At 69.3% G+C, this 13,572-nt stretch carries 17 protein-coding genes and 1 tRNA gene; 10 read left to right on the forward strand and 8 right to left on the reverse strand.

Annotation, left to right across the window (positions count from 1 at the left end; genetic code table 11):
- Nucleotides 1–240 precede the first annotated feature (240 nt).
- Nucleotides 241–810, forward strand: coding sequence for a hypoxanthine/guanine phosphoribosyltransferase (gene hpt / locus B378_RS0107080; protein ID WP_017343114.1), 570 nt, complete (start codon nt 241–243; stop codon nt 808–810).
- Nucleotides 811–875: 65 nt separating this feature from the next.
- Here the strand turns inward: hpt and B378_RS0107085 are convergent, their stop codons facing one another.
- Nucleotides 876–1,124 carry a hypothetical protein gene (locus B378_RS0107085; protein WP_155118193.1) on the reverse strand — a complete coding sequence of 83 codons (249 nt, stop codon included), beginning with the start codon at nt 1,122–1,124 and terminating at the stop codon, nt 876–878.
- A 482-nt stretch (nt 1,125–1,606) separates the two neighbouring features.
- Between B378_RS0107085 and B378_RS0107090 the strand changes: the two genes are divergently transcribed.
- A complete protein-coding gene (locus B378_RS0107090) occupies nt 1,607–2,284 on the forward strand; it encodes a type 1 glutamine amidotransferase domain-containing protein (RefSeq protein ID WP_017343116.1) in 678 nt (225 codons plus the stop codon).
- 33 nt (nt 2,285–2,317) lie between these two features.
- On the opposite strand, the gene B378_RS0107095 is transcribed toward B378_RS0107090, so the two are convergent.
- The gene (locus tag B378_RS0107095) at nt 2,318–2,620 is read right to left on the reverse strand and encodes a transcriptional regulator (RefSeq protein ID WP_017343117.1); all 303 of its coding nucleotides are present in this window, start codon (nt 2,618–2,620) and stop codon (nt 2,318–2,320) included.
- A 154-nt stretch (nt 2,621–2,774) separates the two neighbouring features.
- On the opposite strand from B378_RS0107095, the gene B378_RS0107100 reads away from it, so the two are divergent.
- The gene (locus B378_RS0107100; RefSeq protein ID WP_017343118.1) at nt 2,775–3,749 is read left to right on the forward strand and encodes a sugar phosphate nucleotidyltransferase; all 975 of its coding nucleotides are present in this window, start codon (nt 2,775–2,777) and stop codon (nt 3,747–3,749) included.
- A 71-nt stretch (nt 3,750–3,820) separates the two neighbouring features.
- Here the strand turns inward: B378_RS0107100 and B378_RS0107105 are convergent, their stop codons facing one another.
- Nucleotides 3,821–4,024 carry a hypothetical protein gene (locus B378_RS0107105; RefSeq protein ID WP_017343119.1) on the reverse strand — a complete coding sequence of 68 codons (204 nt, stop codon included), beginning with the start codon at nt 4,022–4,024 and terminating at the stop codon, nt 3,821–3,823.
- A 63-nt stretch (nt 4,025–4,087) separates the two neighbouring features.
- Nucleotides 4,088–5,554 carry a DHH family phosphoesterase gene (locus B378_RS0107110; RefSeq protein ID WP_017343120.1) on the reverse strand — a complete coding sequence of 489 codons (1,467 nt, stop codon included), beginning with the start codon at nt 5,552–5,554 and terminating at the stop codon, nt 4,088–4,090.
- Between the two features lie 202 nt (nt 5,555–5,756).
- On the opposite strand from B378_RS0107110, the gene B378_RS0107115 reads away from it, so the two are divergent.
- The 6 genes from B378_RS0107115 to B378_RS0107140 all read left to right on the forward strand — a co-directional run bounded on the left by B378_RS0107115 (nt 5,757) and on the right by B378_RS0107140 (nt 8,559).
- Nucleotides 5,757–5,830 (forward strand) — tRNA-Lys (locus B378_RS0107115).
- A gap of 427 nt (nt 5,831–6,257) precedes the next feature.
- Nucleotides 6,258–6,467 (forward strand): hypothetical protein, encoded by a 210-nt coding sequence (locus B378_RS15825; protein ID WP_237738324.1) that lies wholly within the window; start codon nt 6,258–6,260, stop codon nt 6,465–6,467.
- Nucleotides 6,460–6,921 (forward strand): hypothetical protein, encoded by a 462-nt coding sequence (locus B378_RS0107125; RefSeq protein WP_017343123.1) that lies wholly within the window; start codon nt 6,460–6,462, stop codon nt 6,919–6,921. The genes B378_RS15825 and B378_RS0107125 overlap by 8 nt, the downstream gene beginning before the upstream one ends.
- A 151-nt stretch (nt 6,922–7,072) precedes the next feature.
- Nucleotides 7,073–7,291, forward strand: coding sequence for a DUF2892 domain-containing protein (locus tag B378_RS0107130; RefSeq protein ID WP_017343124.1), 219 nt, complete (start codon nt 7,073–7,075; stop codon nt 7,289–7,291).
- 67 nt (nt 7,292–7,358) lie between these two features.
- The gene (locus tag B378_RS0107135; RefSeq protein ID WP_017343125.1) at nt 7,359–7,745 is read left to right on the forward strand and encodes a nuclear transport factor 2 family protein; all 387 of its coding nucleotides are present in this window, start codon (nt 7,359–7,361) and stop codon (nt 7,743–7,745) included.
- A 76-nt stretch (nt 7,746–7,821) separates the two neighbouring features.
- Nucleotides 7,822–8,559, forward strand: a complete 738-nt coding sequence (locus tag B378_RS0107140) for an SDR family oxidoreductase (protein WP_017343126.1) — start codon at nt 7,822–7,824, stop codon at nt 8,557–8,559.
- A gap of 136 nt (nt 8,560–8,695) precedes the next feature.
- Here the strand turns inward: B378_RS0107140 and B378_RS17420 are convergent, their stop codons facing one another.
- Entirely contained in the window at nt 8,696–8,824 is a 129-nt protein-coding gene (locus B378_RS17420; RefSeq protein ID WP_017343127.1) for a hypothetical protein, read from the reverse strand.
- 98 nt (nt 8,825–8,922) lie between these two features.
- Here B378_RS17420 and B378_RS0107150 point away from each other — a divergent pair, with 98 nt between their 5' ends.
- A complete protein-coding gene (locus B378_RS0107150; RefSeq protein ID WP_017343128.1) occupies nt 8,923–10,215 on the forward strand; it encodes an MFS transporter in 1,293 nt (430 codons plus the stop codon).
- 36 nt (nt 10,216–10,251) lie between these two features.
- Here B378_RS0107150 and B378_RS0107155 read toward each other — a convergent pair whose 3' ends face one another.
- The 3 genes from B378_RS0107155 to B378_RS0107165 all read right to left on the reverse strand — a co-directional run bounded on the left by B378_RS0107155 (nt 10,252) and on the right by B378_RS0107165 (nt 13,477).
- A complete protein-coding gene (locus B378_RS0107155; RefSeq protein WP_017343129.1) occupies nt 10,252–10,971 on the reverse strand; it encodes a class I SAM-dependent methyltransferase in 720 nt (239 codons plus the stop codon).
- A gap of 151 nt (nt 10,972–11,122) precedes the next feature.
- The gene (locus B378_RS0107160; RefSeq protein ID WP_017343130.1) at nt 11,123–12,232 is read right to left on the reverse strand and encodes a guanosine monophosphate reductase; all 1,110 of its coding nucleotides are present in this window, start codon (nt 12,230–12,232) and stop codon (nt 11,123–11,125) included.
- 78 nt (nt 12,233–12,310) lie between these two features.
- Nucleotides 12,311–13,477 (reverse strand): alanine--glyoxylate aminotransferase family protein, encoded by a 1,167-nt coding sequence (locus tag B378_RS0107165; protein ID WP_017343131.1) that lies wholly within the window; start codon nt 13,475–13,477, stop codon nt 12,311–12,313.
- Nucleotides 13,478–13,572 lie beyond the last annotated feature (95 nt).

Genomic DNA, 13,572 nt, shown 5'->3' on the forward strand with positions numbered 1-13,572 from the left:
CTCGTGAGCCAATCAGAACGTGAAGCGTTCTGATGACGACGGTAGGACCGCAGCGAGTGAGCGGAGCGAACGAGCGAGGACCGCCCCGAGCGTGCGCCCGCCTCGCGGCCGGGGCTTCGGTGGCGTTCTGATCGCTGCGAGATTCATAAGCGGACGTTCGATTCCCCCGCTCCGTGCCATCGCCTCTCATCGCGATTCCGTAACCGCCACGCTTTATTAATCCGCCCGAGTACCGGCGACATGGACCAGTTGCGGCAGTCGCTCCTCGACGCGCCGATCATCGAGAAAGGCGAGTACCAGTACTTCGTCCACCCGATCAGCGACGGCGTCCCGATGCTCGAACCGGAGCTGCTCCGGGAGATCGTCATCCGGATCATCCGGAAGGCCGAGCTGGAGAACGTCGACAAGATCGTCACCCCCGCGGCGATGGGGATCCACATCTCCACCGCGCTCTCTTTGATGACCGACATCCCCCTCGTCGTCATCCGGAAGCGCCAGTACGGCCTCGACGGCGAGGTGCCGCTGTTCCAAGAGACCGGCTACTCCGAGTCGGAGATGTACATCAACGACGTCGAGGAGGGCGACCGCGTGCTCGTGCTCGACGACGTGCTCTCGACGGGCGGCACGATGAAGGCCATCCTCGACGCGCTCACCGACGAGGTCGGCGCGGAGGTCGTCGACGTCGTCGCCGTGATCAAGAAGGCCGGCCCGAACGAGCTCGACGAGACGGACTACAACGTGAAGACGCTGATCAACGTCACCGTCGAGGACGGCGAGGTCGTGGTCGTCGACGCCCAGGGCGACGAATAAGTCGTCCGGAGCAGCGCCGCGGTAAAACCCGCGAAACCTTCGTGTATCCGCCTATAAATAGTCGACTACGTAGCGGCGGCGAACACCTCCAAAGCCCTAGCCGCTTGCTTATAAATGGCTGACTGCGGATCGACGGCGAACGCCTCCAAAGCCCCGGCCGCTTGCTTATAAATGGCTGACTGCGGATCGACGGCGAACGCCGCCAAAGCCCCAGCCGCTTGCTTATAAATGGCTGACTGCGGATCAACGGCGAACACCTCCAAAGCCCCAGCCGCTTGCTTATAAATGGCTGACTGCGGATCAACGGCGAACACCTCCAAAGCCCCAGCCGTGAGGGCGGCGCAGGCTCGCTGTGCGCTTCAGTCGCTCACTCCGTTCGCTCCTTCCAGTGCTTGCGTCGCCTGCGCCGCCCTCACGGCTGCCCCTTTGAGTCCCACCCCTCCGGAAGACGGTCCTGCTCGCTCACTCCGTTCGCTGCGCGGGCTGCGACTTCCGTGCTCCCGCTCGCTTCGTCGCCGGCGCTACGCGCCGGCTGCCGGAGGGACCTCCGGTCCCTCCCTGCTCGCGGGAACGCACAGCAACCGCAGCCTCACGCCTCCCCAGCCTCGTCGGCCGCCCTCCGCTTCGCTCCGGGCGCCCGACTCCCTCGCGCGGTGCCGTTCGCGGCCGCCGAGGGCGGCCGCTCACGGGCACGCGCCGACCGCACCGCCCCGGTTGTTTATAAAGCCCGCGCCGTCCCTCGTCGCTGCCGGGCGCGGGCGCCTTTTATGCCGAGGTCCCGAACGGTGGGGTACACATGACTGACGCGTTATTCGTCGTGAGCGAGGAAGGGTACTGGGCCGAGGAGTGTATCGAGCCGCTGACGACGCTGGAGGCGGAGGGCGTCGACGTGACGGTCGCGACGCCCTCGGGGTCGCCGCCGGTCGTCGACGAGCGCTCGCTCGACCCCGAGGCCGCGGGGGGCGAGGAGCGAGTCGCGGAGCTCCGCGAGGTCGACGAGGAGCATCCCGAGCTGAACGACCCCGAACCGATCGCGACGGTCGACGCCGCCGACTACGACGCGGTCGTCTTCCCCGGCGGCCACGGCACCGTCTGGGACGTGAACCAGGACCGCCACGCCCGGCAGCTCCTGCTCGACGCGGTCGCGGGCGACGAGGGTGTCGCCCTGGTCGTCTGTCACGCGGTCGGGATTCTCGCGTTCACGCGCGAGGCCGACGGGACGCCGCTCGTCGAGGGGCGCGCCGTCACCGGGTTCCCCAACGAGTGGGAGGCGGACATCGTCGACGACAAGGACGTAATGCCCGACGGCCGGAAGCTCCCGTACTGGGTCGAAGACGAGGTCGTCCTCGCGGGCGCCGACTTCGACGCCGAGCTCGACGCCGACGAGAGCGTCACCGTCGACGGCGACCTGATAACGGCGCGCGGCCCGGGCTCCTCCGCGGCCGCGGCCGCGACGCTGCTCGACGAACTGTAGGCATCGCTCCGCGACGGCGGCCGCACCGCCTCCCTACCGGATCACGAACGCCGGCTCTTCGATCCGCTCGCTCTTACACTCGGGACACCGCGACGGCTTGTTGACCGGGTCGTCGAAGCCGTCGAACCCGCACTCGCGGCAGGTCGGCGGGGCGACGAGGAACTCCTCGTCCGCGTCGCCTTCGCTGCCGTCGTTTCCCTCTCGCACTGACCGCGAGACGTGTTCGAGGTGTTCGTACACGACCGGCGTCGGCAGCGACAGCGCCTCAGCGAGGTCGCTCGCCGTCCGGGGCTCCTCGCGGAGCGCGTCGGCGATCCGCTGGCGTGTCGTCTCCATGGGCGAACTTCGACGGCGACGAGCAAAACCGTCCGGGATCGCGACGCCGCGGCTCGGGGGACCGACGCCGCGGGCGCACGACATCGCCGGCGCGAGCGGTCCGACCGATGACGCGGGCACAAGAGGTATGTCACCGGGGTGAGACAGGAGGGGTATGAAAGCCGTCGTACTCGCGGGTGGCTACGCGACCAGGCTCTGGCCGATCACCGAACACCGGCCGAAGATGTTCCTGCCGGTGGGCGAGAACACCGTCATCGACGAGATATTCGAGGACTTGGAGGCCGACGACCGGGTCGACGAGGTGTTCGTCTCGACGAACGAGCGCTTCGCCGACACGTTCGCGGAGTACCTCGCGGACAGTCCCTTCGAGAAGCCGACGCTCTCGGTGGAGGAGACCGTCGAGGAAGACGAGAAGTTCGGCGTCGTGGGCGCGCTCGAACAGCTCGTCGACCGCGAGGGCGTCGACGACGACCTGATCGTCGTCGCCGGCGACAACATGATCAGCTTCGATCTCGGCGACTTCGCCGACTTCTTCCACGACAAGGGGACGCCGACGCTGGCCGCCTACGACGTGGGCGACCGCGAGCGCGCGAAGTCGTACGGGCTCGTCCAGCTCGACGGCGACGAGGTGATCGACTTCCAAGAGAAGCCCGAGGACCCGCAGTCGACGCTCGTCTCCATCGCCTGCTACGCGTTCCCCGCGGAGACGCTCCCGAAGCTCACCACGTACCTCGAAGACGACAACAACCCCGACGAGCCGGGCTGGTTCCTCCAGTGGCTCCAGCAGCGCGGGCCGGTCCACGCGTACACCTTCGACGGCGCGTGGTTCGACATCGGCACCGCCGACAGCTACCTCGACGCGGTTGAGTACGCCCTCGACGGCGGCACGCTCGTCGCCGACGACGCGACCGTCGAGGGGAGCGACCTCGGCGACGTGGTCCACGTCATGTCGGGCGCGACGGTGACCGACTCGACGCTCGATCGCGCGGTCGTGTTCGAGGACGCGACGATCACCGACTCCGAGGTCCGCAACTCCGTGATCGACACGGGCGCCACCTTAGAGGGCGTCGACCTCTCCGGCGCGCTGATCGGCTCGCACACCTCGATCACCGAGGGCGACGACTTCTAAGCCGACTCCGCGGCTCGGCCGTCCTTTCCTGCGAAATCCGGCTCCGAGCCCGTCGGTCTGTGCCGGACCCGTTAGTCTGTGCCGGCCTGCTCGTGCGTGTGGTGGTAGCAGTCGAGAGCGGGGTCGCCGCCGTCCGTCGACGGGTGGAAACACACCCGCCGGTAGCGCTCGTTGTCGAGTAAGTTCGCCACGAACCCGTCGGTGTGCCGCGAGACCGACTCGTACGGGTCGCCGCAGGCGGGACAGGTCGCCGGCGGATCGTCGGGGACGTACATGCGGTGTCGCGTCCGGAGCTACGGCTCCGAGTCGGAAAACGACCCCGGCGATGCGCACCGAGTTCAGGACCCGTTCGAGTTGTCGCCGCTTCCGCCCTCAACGCCGAGCGCGTCGAACAGCTTCCGGCGGACCGCCTCCTCGGTGAGGTGGAGGAGCGTGTCCCGGTTCTCGCCGCTCGCCTCGATGCCGGTGAAGATGCCGAGCGGGATCTCTAAGGAGCCCTGCGTCGAGTGGCCGGCGGCGTCGCCCATCTCGGAGAACGCCTCGTCGAGGACGTTGCCGATGTTCAGCCGGATGTCCTTCGAGCGCGCCGCGAGGTAGATCTTCTCGTCGGCGATGCCCAGCACGGCCGTCGTCGTGATCCCCTCCAGATTGAGGAGATGTTGCGCGGCCTGCGCGAGCGCCTCGCGGTCGCGGATGAACCCGGCCGTCGAGAAGAGGTGGCTCCCCTGGACCTCGCGGTTCTGGATCGCCTCCGCCAGCACGTCCAGCGTCTCCGGGCTCATCGACGGCGACTCCACCTGTTCGAGCGTGTCGTGGTTCGCGAACGGGTGGAGGTACGCGGCGGCGGTCAGGTCGGCGGGGGTCGTGTCCCGCTTGAAGTCGAGCGTCTCGGCGCGGATCCCGTAGAGGAGGGCGGTCGCCACCGCCTCCGAGGGCGACTGGTCGAACTCCTGGAGGTACTTCGTGAGGATCGTCGACGTCGAGGAGACGTTGGTGCGCACGTCGACGAAGCGCGCGTCGAACGGCACCTCCGACTCCAGGTGGTCGAGGTAGATGTCGATCGACACGTCGAGGTCGAGGTCCTCGGCGGCGGCCTTCGCGAGGTCGACGGCCGCGACGGTCTCGTACTCCGACAGCGGCGGCGCGTCGCCCCGAGCGAGCAGGTCGATCCCGAGGAGGTTGACGAACGCCCGGTTCTCCTGGTGGCCGACGTCGCCGGAGTAGATGATGTCGGCGTCGACGCCGAACGCCTCGGCGATCGCCTGGAGCGCGGTCGCGGACGCGATCGAGTCCGGCTCGGGGTTGTCGTGGGTGAGGATCGCCATCCGGTCGCCGCCCTCCTCGATGATCTCCGCGAGCTGGCGGGCCATGTACTCCAGCTCGCCGGTCTCCAGCGACTGGAGCGCGCTGTCGGCGATCACCGTCGAGGGGTTGATCACCACGTCGGCGCCGCGCTCGCGCAGCTCGTCCTCGCTGACCGGGTCCGACGCCCGGACGACGACGTAGTGGTCGCCCCCGGTCTCCCTGACCGCGGAGACGGCGGCCTTGTTCGCTTCCACGTCGCTGGCGAGGATCAACACGATGTCCCGGTCGTCGAGCTCGTCGACGACGTCCGGCTCGGCGATGTCCTGGACGCGCGCGTTGAGGTCCTGGTCCCGGAGCGCCTCGACCCGGCTCTCGTCGCGGTCGAGGATGAGGACGTCCTTGCCGCGCTCGGTCAGTTCCTCAGCGACGGCGTGCCCGACGCTCCCACAGCCGAGGATCGCGTACCGGGTCCGCGCGGATCCGGATGCCCCACTACTCATTGGAGGGAATTCCGCGGCACGCCACTTAACGAGTACGCTCTCGCCGTCACCCCTCGCCAACGAAGCGGAGACGGGCGGCGGCTTCGCCCCCTCGATCGAGAATTCGACACCGCCGCTTTCGTGCGGTTCGATCGGTATCCGCCCGGCGGCGGCGGGGTCGAATGAAAAGGCCTTTTACCGTGACCCGGATACGAACTCGTGAGGGCCGGTAGCTCAGTTAGGGAGAGCGACGGACTCTTAATCCGTCGGTCGCGTGTTCAAATCGCGCCCGGCCCGTACACTGAACCGCAGAGCGATAGCGATGCGGTGAGGGAACCGGACGGAAGCGATTTGAAGTAGAGAAGTCGCAGCGCGAGCGAAGCGAGCGACCGTCTTCTCGTAGTTCACAATCGCGCCCGGCCCGCTCCTCATATAACCGTTTTTACCTTCTACTGACAGGTTTCTGCGCTTTTTCACCGGCTCAGGGGTGGGGTTATGAGCAGCGTTGAGCAACAGAGCGACGTCGATCTCGACGCCGAAGGGAATGCGGCTCAAGCGGTCTTCGAAGAACGCCGAGAGCGAAACGTAACCAGAATCCTGTAGTATGAGGTCATACATTATGAGTAGGGGAGATGCCGGATCACCGCCCGATCGAGTTGAACCGCGCCGTCCCCGGGGGACGCGTCGAGATATTCGCGATCCGCGACGACGACTACCCGGACGGGTGGTTCTACCGGTTTCAGTACTACCACCGGAAACCGGCGAACTGCTCAGGTACGACGACGCACACGACGACGATAATCTCGGCTGGCACCACCGACACGTTCGGTTCGGCGAGGACGCCGAAATCGAGTTCTACGGTCTCGCGGCTCACGTGACGCGGTTCCTGAACGAGATCGCGGCACTGGCTGACACGGAGAACACCCATGACTGACCCCGACCACGACGGCTGGCCCGACAAGTACAGCGACCCTCGCGACCGCCCGCACCCGGCAGTCCTCCGTCTCACTGTCGAGTCGTTCGACGAGGCGTTCGAGGACACGCTCGACGCGGTCGAGGCGGTCGACGACGGCGAGGCGCGACCCGCGGTGGTGTCGTTCGGGACGGTCGGCGAGCTCCGGAAGATCCTCACCGACCGGCGGATCGAGGTGCTTCAGACGCTGCTGGACGTCGACGGCGCCGCCGAGAGCATTAGCGCGCTCGCCGAGACGCTCGACCGCAGCTACAAGACGGTCCACGACGACGTTACCCTCTTAGCCGACTACGGAATCGTGTTCCTCGTCGAAGACGACGACCGCGCCAAGCGACCGTACCTCCCGTACGAGCGTATCCGCCTCGACGTGGAACTCGTCGTGAGCGACGCCGGCGAGGAGCCCACGGCGGTCTGAGGGTCTCTTCTTACGGGAAGACATCACTGGAAATATCTCATAAGATCACAGTCGACGAGGTGACGGCTTCGCTCACTGCCGCACAAGGCGGGTCGATACTGATTTTTCGCCTGACTCAACGCTTTTGACGGCACAGCACCCACGTGCGGACGTGAAACGAAACATCGGCCGAATCGACGCGATGGCGCGAGTCATCGGCGGCGTCGCCGTCGTGGTCCTCGCGGTCCTCGTCGCGACGACGGACGTCAGCGTGCCCGTCGTCTCCGCCGTCGGGCTCGCGGTCGCCGGCGCCGTGCTCGTCGTCGAGGGCGCCACGCGGCGGTGTCTGCTGTACCGCGTCCTCGGGATCGACCGCTGTCCGGTGGACTGACCGAGCTCGGGAGCGCTCATCGCCCGCGACCCCGAAACACTTCTCCGCCGAGCGCGTGGCGTCCCGTATGAACGCACGCGAGACCGTCCGCTCGTACTACGACGCGCTTCGGGCGGGCGACCCGCTGGCGCCGTACGTCGCCGACGAGCGCGACGGCGACGACCCGTACGTCAAGTTCGGCGTCTCAGAGCGGCTCGTCGGGAGCGGCCGGATCCGCGAGGGACTCCGGGCGCAGACCGAGACCACGACGGACTGGCGCGTGGAAAGCCGCGATCTCCGCGTCACGGAGCGCGACGACCACGCGTGGTTCAGCGACGCGGTCGCGATGGCGTGGACGGACGCGGAAACGGGGCGACGCCGAGAGTTCGACACCCGCTGGAGCGGGACGCTCGCGCGGCGGGACGACGGGTGGCGCTTCGTCGGCCTCCACGTGAGCGCCGCCGTCGACTTCTGACCGCGGGACGGCGGTCCGCTCGGCGCGAGAGCGCGCGACGCCGATATTTATCAGCCCCGCCGCCGATCGGACGCCCATGACGGACCTCGACGGCGCGGCGGCGGTGATCACCGGAGCGAGCTCGGGAATCGGCGAAGCGACGGCGCACGCGCTCGCGGAGCGCGGCGCGAACCTCGTCCTCGTCGCGCGGCGGCGCGACGCGCTCGAATCGGTCGCGGACGACGTCCGGGCGGCGTACGGCGTCGAGGCGGTCGTCGCCGACGGCGACGTCCGCGAGTCGGCGACGTCGGCGGCGGCGGTCGAGGCCGCGGTCGACGAGTTCGGCGGCCTCGACGTCGCCGTCGTCAACGCGGGGCTCGCCCGCGGGAGCGACGTGGCGGAGATGACCGACGAGGAGTACTTCGCGATGCAGGAGACGAACGTCGACGGGGCGTTCTTTCTCACGCGCGAGGCGCTCCCACACCTCCGGGAGAGCGAGGGAACGCTCGTCGCCGTCGGCAGCTTCGCCGGGGAGTTCCCTCGATCGTTCAACCCCGTGTACGCCGCGACGAAGTGGTGGATCCGCGGGTTCGCCCACAGCGTCGCGGCGCAGGCCGGCGACGACGGCGTGGCGGTCTCGGTGGTCAACCCCTCGGAGGTCCGCACCGAGTTCGGCAGCGAGGACGGGGAGCCGTTCGAGGAGCGGTTCGAGCCCGGGAGCGTCACCGAGCCGGAGGAGGTCGCAGAGGCGATCGCCTTTGCCGCGTCGCGGCCCGGCTCGTCGGCCCACGAGATCGACCTCTACCGACGGGACAAGTACGCCGACACCATGTGAGCGGGACTGGGCGAGAGCGGGACTGGGCGGAAGCGGGACTGCGCGAAAGCGCGCCGACGGTGGAACGTGCTGACGGTGGAACACGCCGATGGCGGGGCGCGCGACGGCGGACACGCCGACGGCGGAACGCGCCGGCTCAGCGCTCGGGCGACGTCTCGTCGAGGCGGTCGATCGGCGCGCCGCATTCCGGACAGGAGTCGTCGGTGCGCGCCACCGCGAGGTCGCACTCCGGACAGAACTCCCGGTCGCAGGCTCGGTCGCCCATGTCCGGGGCCGACGGCGCCGACGGACAAATAGCTTCGGCGCGCACCGCCGCGACCTTCGAACCGAAATTCCTTTTAAATCGCTGCGCGCCGATCCGGTGTGAGCAACGCGACGGCCGGGGCGAGCCGAACGCAGTTCTGGGCGCTCTACCTCACGCGGTTCGCCGAGGGGTTCGGGTTCATCACGCTCATCACCCTGTTGGGGACGTACATCAACGCGCTCGACCCGCAGGCGACGACGGTGCTGGGCGTCACGGTCTCGGCCGGGTTCGTCATCGGGATGTACACGACGGGGTTCACGCTCGCGCAGACCGTCGCCGTGGTGCCGCTGGCGTGGGCGGGCGACCGCTTCGACAAGCGGACCGTCCTGCTCGGCGTGCTCGCGGCCGGCGCCGGCGTGTACGCGTTGTTCCCGCTCGTCGACTCGTCGGGGTCGTTCATCCTCGTGCGCGCGCTCCAGGGGCTCGTAGTCACCGGCGCGGGGCTGATGACGTTATCGCTGGTCGGGCAGATCGCCGACGTGGGAGCGCGCGCCGACAAGATCGGGAAGGCGAACGCCGCCTCCTTCGCGGCCTCGATCGTCGGGTCGCTGTCGGCCGGCGCGATGTACGACGCGGTCGGCTTCGGCCCCATCTTCGCGGTCATCGCGGCGTTGATGGTCGCCGCGTGGGCCGTGACGTGGCTCTTCCTCGACGACGACGACACGCGCGTCGAGGGGTTCCCGTTCTCGGACCTGGCCGTCAACCGACGGATCCTCACGATGACGACGTTCCGCGCCCAGTACGCCTTCGCCGTGACGATGGTGCGGACGTGGGTCCCGATCTACGTCAGCACGGAGATGGCCGCCGGCGGCCTCGGCGTCACCGGGATCGCCATCGGCGTCACCGTCACCGCCGAGAAGGCGACCAACATGGTCGGCCAGCTGTTCACGGGGCGGCTCTCGGACGCGTACGGCCGGTCGCTGTTCGTCTTCGCCGGGGGCGGCGCCTACGGCGTGATCGCGATGGCGATCCCGTTTTCGGCGGCCATCGGGAGCGCGCTCGGCGCCGGCGTGACGCTCCCGATCCTCGGCGACCTGCCGCCCGCGTACCTCCCGCTCGTCGCGTTCTCCGGGCTGCTCGGCGTCGCGGACTCCTTCCGCGAGCCGGCGAGCATGGCGCTGTTCGCCGACGAGGGCACCGACGACGGCGGCGTCGCCTCCAGCTTCGGTATCCGCGAACTCGTCTGGCGGCCGGGCTCCGTGGCCGGGCCGCTCATCGCCGGCTGGCTGATGGTCGAGGTGAGCATGGGCTCCGTCTTCTACGTCGGTGGCGCGTTCGCGATCACCGGCGTGCTCGCCTTCTTCGCGCTCCTCGCGCACGATCACGGCCGTGCGGCGCTGACGGCGTGGTAGAGCGTGGATTCGCGGAGCGAGGGCCGCGGGCCTCTCCTACCGCTTCCGGAGCGCGGCCCGGTAGTGCGGGCCGTCGCCCGACCCCTCGCGGTCGACCGCCTCGACCGCCCAACCGGTCCCGATCGCCGCCTCGCGAAGTCGGTCCGGCGAGAAGAGCCTGAAGCGGAGCGTCGGGTCCCGCTCCCCGTCGTAGGCGAACCACATGACGCGGCCCGCGAGCCCCGGCGTCGGGTCCTCGCGGTAGCCGAGGAGGTCGGCGGCCGCCGGGTGGTCCGGATCGTAGCAGTCGACGACGGCGGTCGCGTCGGGCGTCGTCACGAACGCGAGATCGCCGAGGAACGCGGAGAGCCCCCGCATCGACCCCGCCAGTCCGGCCTGCGTCCCGATCGCAAGAGCGGAGGCGAACCGGTCGCGCCCGAACGCCTCCCGGAGGGCGAACATGTCGCCCTCGCGGGCGTCCGCGACGCCGCGCTCGCGCATCGTCTCGACGAGCGCCGGACTGGGCTCGACGGCGACCGTCTCGAACCGCTCCTGAAACCGCAGCGCGTGCCGGCCCGCCCCGGCACCGAGGTCGACGAGGGGGCCCTCCAGCCGCGACGCCGGCCACGAACCGGCGTCGCTCTCAGGGTCGAATTCGCTGAAGTAGAAGTCCTGTATCGGATGCTCGCGTGTCTCCTCGCCATCGCCCTGGTAGAGCGGCTCCGTCCGCTCGCCGCGGTGGTGGTCGCGGATCGCGCGTCCGAATGCGTCGGTCATGTGCCCGGCCTGTCCGCCGGACGGCAAAAGCGGTCCGTGAGATGGCTTCGCAGTGACACACACGGGCGGACGCCGCCTCCGAGCGGAGGTGGTTCCTGAGACTGGCCACCTGACCGGCCGTTCCGCCGTCGGACCCGCCGCGGAGCGCGGTTCAGTCGTCGCTCTCGGCGGTCGATTCCGCAGTCGGGTCGGTGACTCGCTTCGTCTCGCTGTCCACGCTGATCCCCTCCCAGTCGTCGTCGGTGTGGAACCCCTCGCGCTCCTTCGCTCCGGGGGCGACGCGGATGAACTCGGCCCGCTCCCGGGCGCGTCCGATCGTGTGACCCCCGCAGTAGGAGAGCCCCGAGCGGATCCCCTGACAGAACTCCTCGGCGACCGTCGCGACCGGACCCTTGTACGGCGTCAGCGCCTCGACGCCCTCGTCGGCGCCAACGTCCGCGCCCTTGTCGTCGCGGGCCTCGGCGGCGGCGGTCGTCGCCATCCCGCGCGACCGCTTGTACCGCGTCCCGTCGACTTCGACGACCGCACCCGGCGCCTCCTCCGACCCGGCGAAGAGGCTGCCGAGCATTACCGTGTCGGCGCCCGCCATCAGCGCCTTCACCGCGTCCCCGGAGGTGCGGATCCCGCCGTCGGCGCAGATCGTGACGTCTAGGTCCTCGGCCGCGGTCGCGCAGTCGTCGACCGCGGTCAGCTGCGGGACGCCGGCGCCGGCGACCTTCCGCGTGGTACAGTGCGACCCCGGACCGATGCCGACCTTCACGCAGTCGGCGCCCGCGGCCGCGAGGTCCTCGACGCCGGCGGGCGTGGCGACGTTGCCGGCGATCAGGTCCGTCTCCGGGAACGCGTCCGCGATCTCCTCGACCGCCGCGACCGCCCTGTCGAGGTGCCCGTGCGCGACGTCGACCACGAGCGCGTCCACGTCGGCCGCGACCAGCGCGGCGCTCCGGGCCTCGTAGTCCTCGTTAATCCCGACCGCGGCGGCGACGCGCTCGCCGGCCGCGACCACGCGCTCGACCTGCGCCGCCTGCTCGTCGACGGTGAGGAACCGGTGGAGGACGCCGATCCCGCCGGCCCGGGAGAGGCCGATCGCCAACGCCGCCTCCGTGACGGTGTCCATCGCGGCCGAGACGAGCGGCGTCTCCAGCTCGATGCTTGGCGTGAGCGGCGTCGAGAGGTCGACGTCGCTCCGGCTGTCGACCGGCGACCGCTGGGGGACCAACAGCACGTCCCCGTAACTCAGTCCGGTTCGTAGATCGTTCATACCCTTACCGAGGAGAGAGACGGACACGAAAAAACCCCTCGATGGTCGGGACCCCCGCAGACGCGCCGCGGCGACCGCTCAGAACCCCTGCTCTGCCAGCGCGTCCTCCAGCGCCGCGAGGACGTACTCGACGTTCTTCGGCCGGGCGGAGTAGCCCATACAGCCGATCCGCCAGATGTCGCCTTCGAGGTCGCCGAGGCCGGAGGCGATTTCGAGGTCGTACTCCTCCAAGAGATGGTCGATGACGGCGCCGTCGTCGACGCCGTCGGGTACCTGTACCGCGTTCAGGCTCGGGAGCCAGTACTCGTCGGGGGCGTTCATCTCCAGCCCCAGATCCTGAAGCCCCGACTTCAGCTCGCCGGCGACCTCGCGGTGGCGCGCCCACCGCTCCTCGATGCCCTCCTCGGCGACGAGCCGGAGCGCCTCGCGGAGCGCGTACACGTTCGTGATCGGCGCCGTGTGGTGGTACGAGCGGTCGTCGCCCCAGTACCCCTCAAGGAGGGAGAGGTCGAGGTACCACGACCGGGGCTGTTCCTCGCGGTCGAGTACCTTGTCCATCGCGCGGTCGTTGAGCGTGAGCGGGCTCGCGCCGGGCGGACACGAGAGGCACTTCTGCGGGCCCGAGTAGGCGACGTCGACGCCCCACTCGTCGACGCGCATCTCGACGCCGCCCAGCGAGGTGACGCAGTCGGCGATCACGAAGGCGTCGTGGTCGTGCGCGATGTCGGTCAGCTCGGGGACGTCCGGCTGGAGGACGCCCGTCGAGGTCTCCGCGTGGACGAACCCGAACACGTCGGGCTGGTGTGCGTCGAACGCGCGCTCAACGTCGACGGGGTCGAGCGGCTCGCCCCACGGCGCCTCCACTTCGACGACCTCGCCGCCCGCGCGCTCGGCCATCGACTTCATCCGGCCGCCGAAGTAGCCGTTCGTCGGGACGAGCATCGTGTCGCCCGGCTCGACGAGGTTGCCGATCGCGGCCTCCATCGAGGCGGAGCCCGTCCCCGACACCGGAATCGTCCACTGGTTGTCGGTGCGGAACGTGTAGCGCAGCAGCTCCTGTACCTCGTCCATGATCTCGACGAACGAGGGGTCGAGGTGGCCGACCAGCGGCGTGCTCATCGCCTTGAGCACGCGCGGGTGGACGTCGCTCGGACCGGGGCCCATCAGCGTGCGGTCCGGCGGCGTCAGCTCCCCGACCTCGGGCGGTCGCTCCTCGGCGTCGCGCTCGGCGTGGGCGTTCGACATACCTCGGATCCGGACCAGCGGCGTGAAAAACCCGACGGAACCGGGAACGATCGGCCCAAAACGACCCTGCGGACCGAGCGTCACGGAGCGCATAT

Source organism: Halorubrum sp. T3 (assembly GCF_000296615.1).
In the GTDB taxonomy this organism is placed as follows: domain Archaea; phylum Halobacteriota; class Halobacteria; order Halobacteriales; family Haloferacaceae; genus Halorubrum; species Halorubrum ruber.

What these genes read in the sequence shown, in the direction of transcription:
- hpt (WP_017343114.1), top strand. Translation starts at nt 241, where the DNA reads ATGGACCAGTTGCGGCAGTCGCTCCTCGACGCGCCGATCATCGAGAAA.
- B378_RS0107125 (WP_017343123.1), top strand. Translation starts at nt 6,460, where the DNA reads ATGACTGACCCCGACCACGACGGCTGGCCCGACAAGTACAGCGACCCT.
- B378_RS0107110 (WP_017343120.1), bottom strand. Translation starts at nt 5,554, where the DNA reads ATGAGTAGTGGGGCATCCGGATCCGCGCGGACCCGGTACGCGATCCTC.
- B378_RS0107095 (WP_017343117.1), bottom strand. Translation starts at nt 2,620, where the DNA reads ATGGAGACGACACGCCAGCGGATCGCCGACGCGCTCCGCGAGGAGCCC.
- B378_RS0107105 (WP_017343119.1), bottom strand. Translation starts at nt 4,024, where the DNA reads ATGTACGTCCCCGACGATCCGCCGGCGACCTGTCCCGCCTGCGGCGAC.
- B378_RS0107100 (WP_017343118.1), top strand. Translation starts at nt 2,775, where the DNA reads ATGAAAGCCGTCGTACTCGCGGGTGGCTACGCGACCAGGCTCTGGCCG.
- B378_RS0107135 (WP_017343125.1), top strand. Translation starts at nt 7,359, where the DNA reads ATGAACGCACGCGAGACCGTCCGCTCGTACTACGACGCGCTTCGGGCG.
- B378_RS17420 (WP_017343127.1), bottom strand. Translation starts at nt 8,824, where the DNA reads ATGGGCGACCGAGCCTGCGACCGGGAGTTCTGTCCGGAGTGCGACCTC.
- B378_RS0107160 (WP_017343130.1), bottom strand. Translation starts at nt 12,232, where the DNA reads ATGAACGATCTACGAACCGGACTGAGTTACGGGGACGTGCTGTTGGTC.
- B378_RS0107165 (WP_017343131.1), bottom strand. Translation starts at nt 13,477, where the DNA reads ATGTCGAACGCCCACGCCGAGCGCGACGCCGAGGAGCGACCGCCCGAG.
- B378_RS0107090 (WP_017343116.1), top strand. Translation starts at nt 1,607, where the DNA reads ATGACTGACGCGTTATTCGTCGTGAGCGAGGAAGGGTACTGGGCCGAG.
- B378_RS0107155 (WP_017343129.1), bottom strand. Translation starts at nt 10,971, where the DNA reads ATGACCGACGCATTCGGACGCGCGATCCGCGACCACCACCGCGGCGAG.
- B378_RS0107140 (WP_017343126.1), top strand. Translation starts at nt 7,822, where the DNA reads ATGACGGACCTCGACGGCGCGGCGGCGGTGATCACCGGAGCGAGCTCG.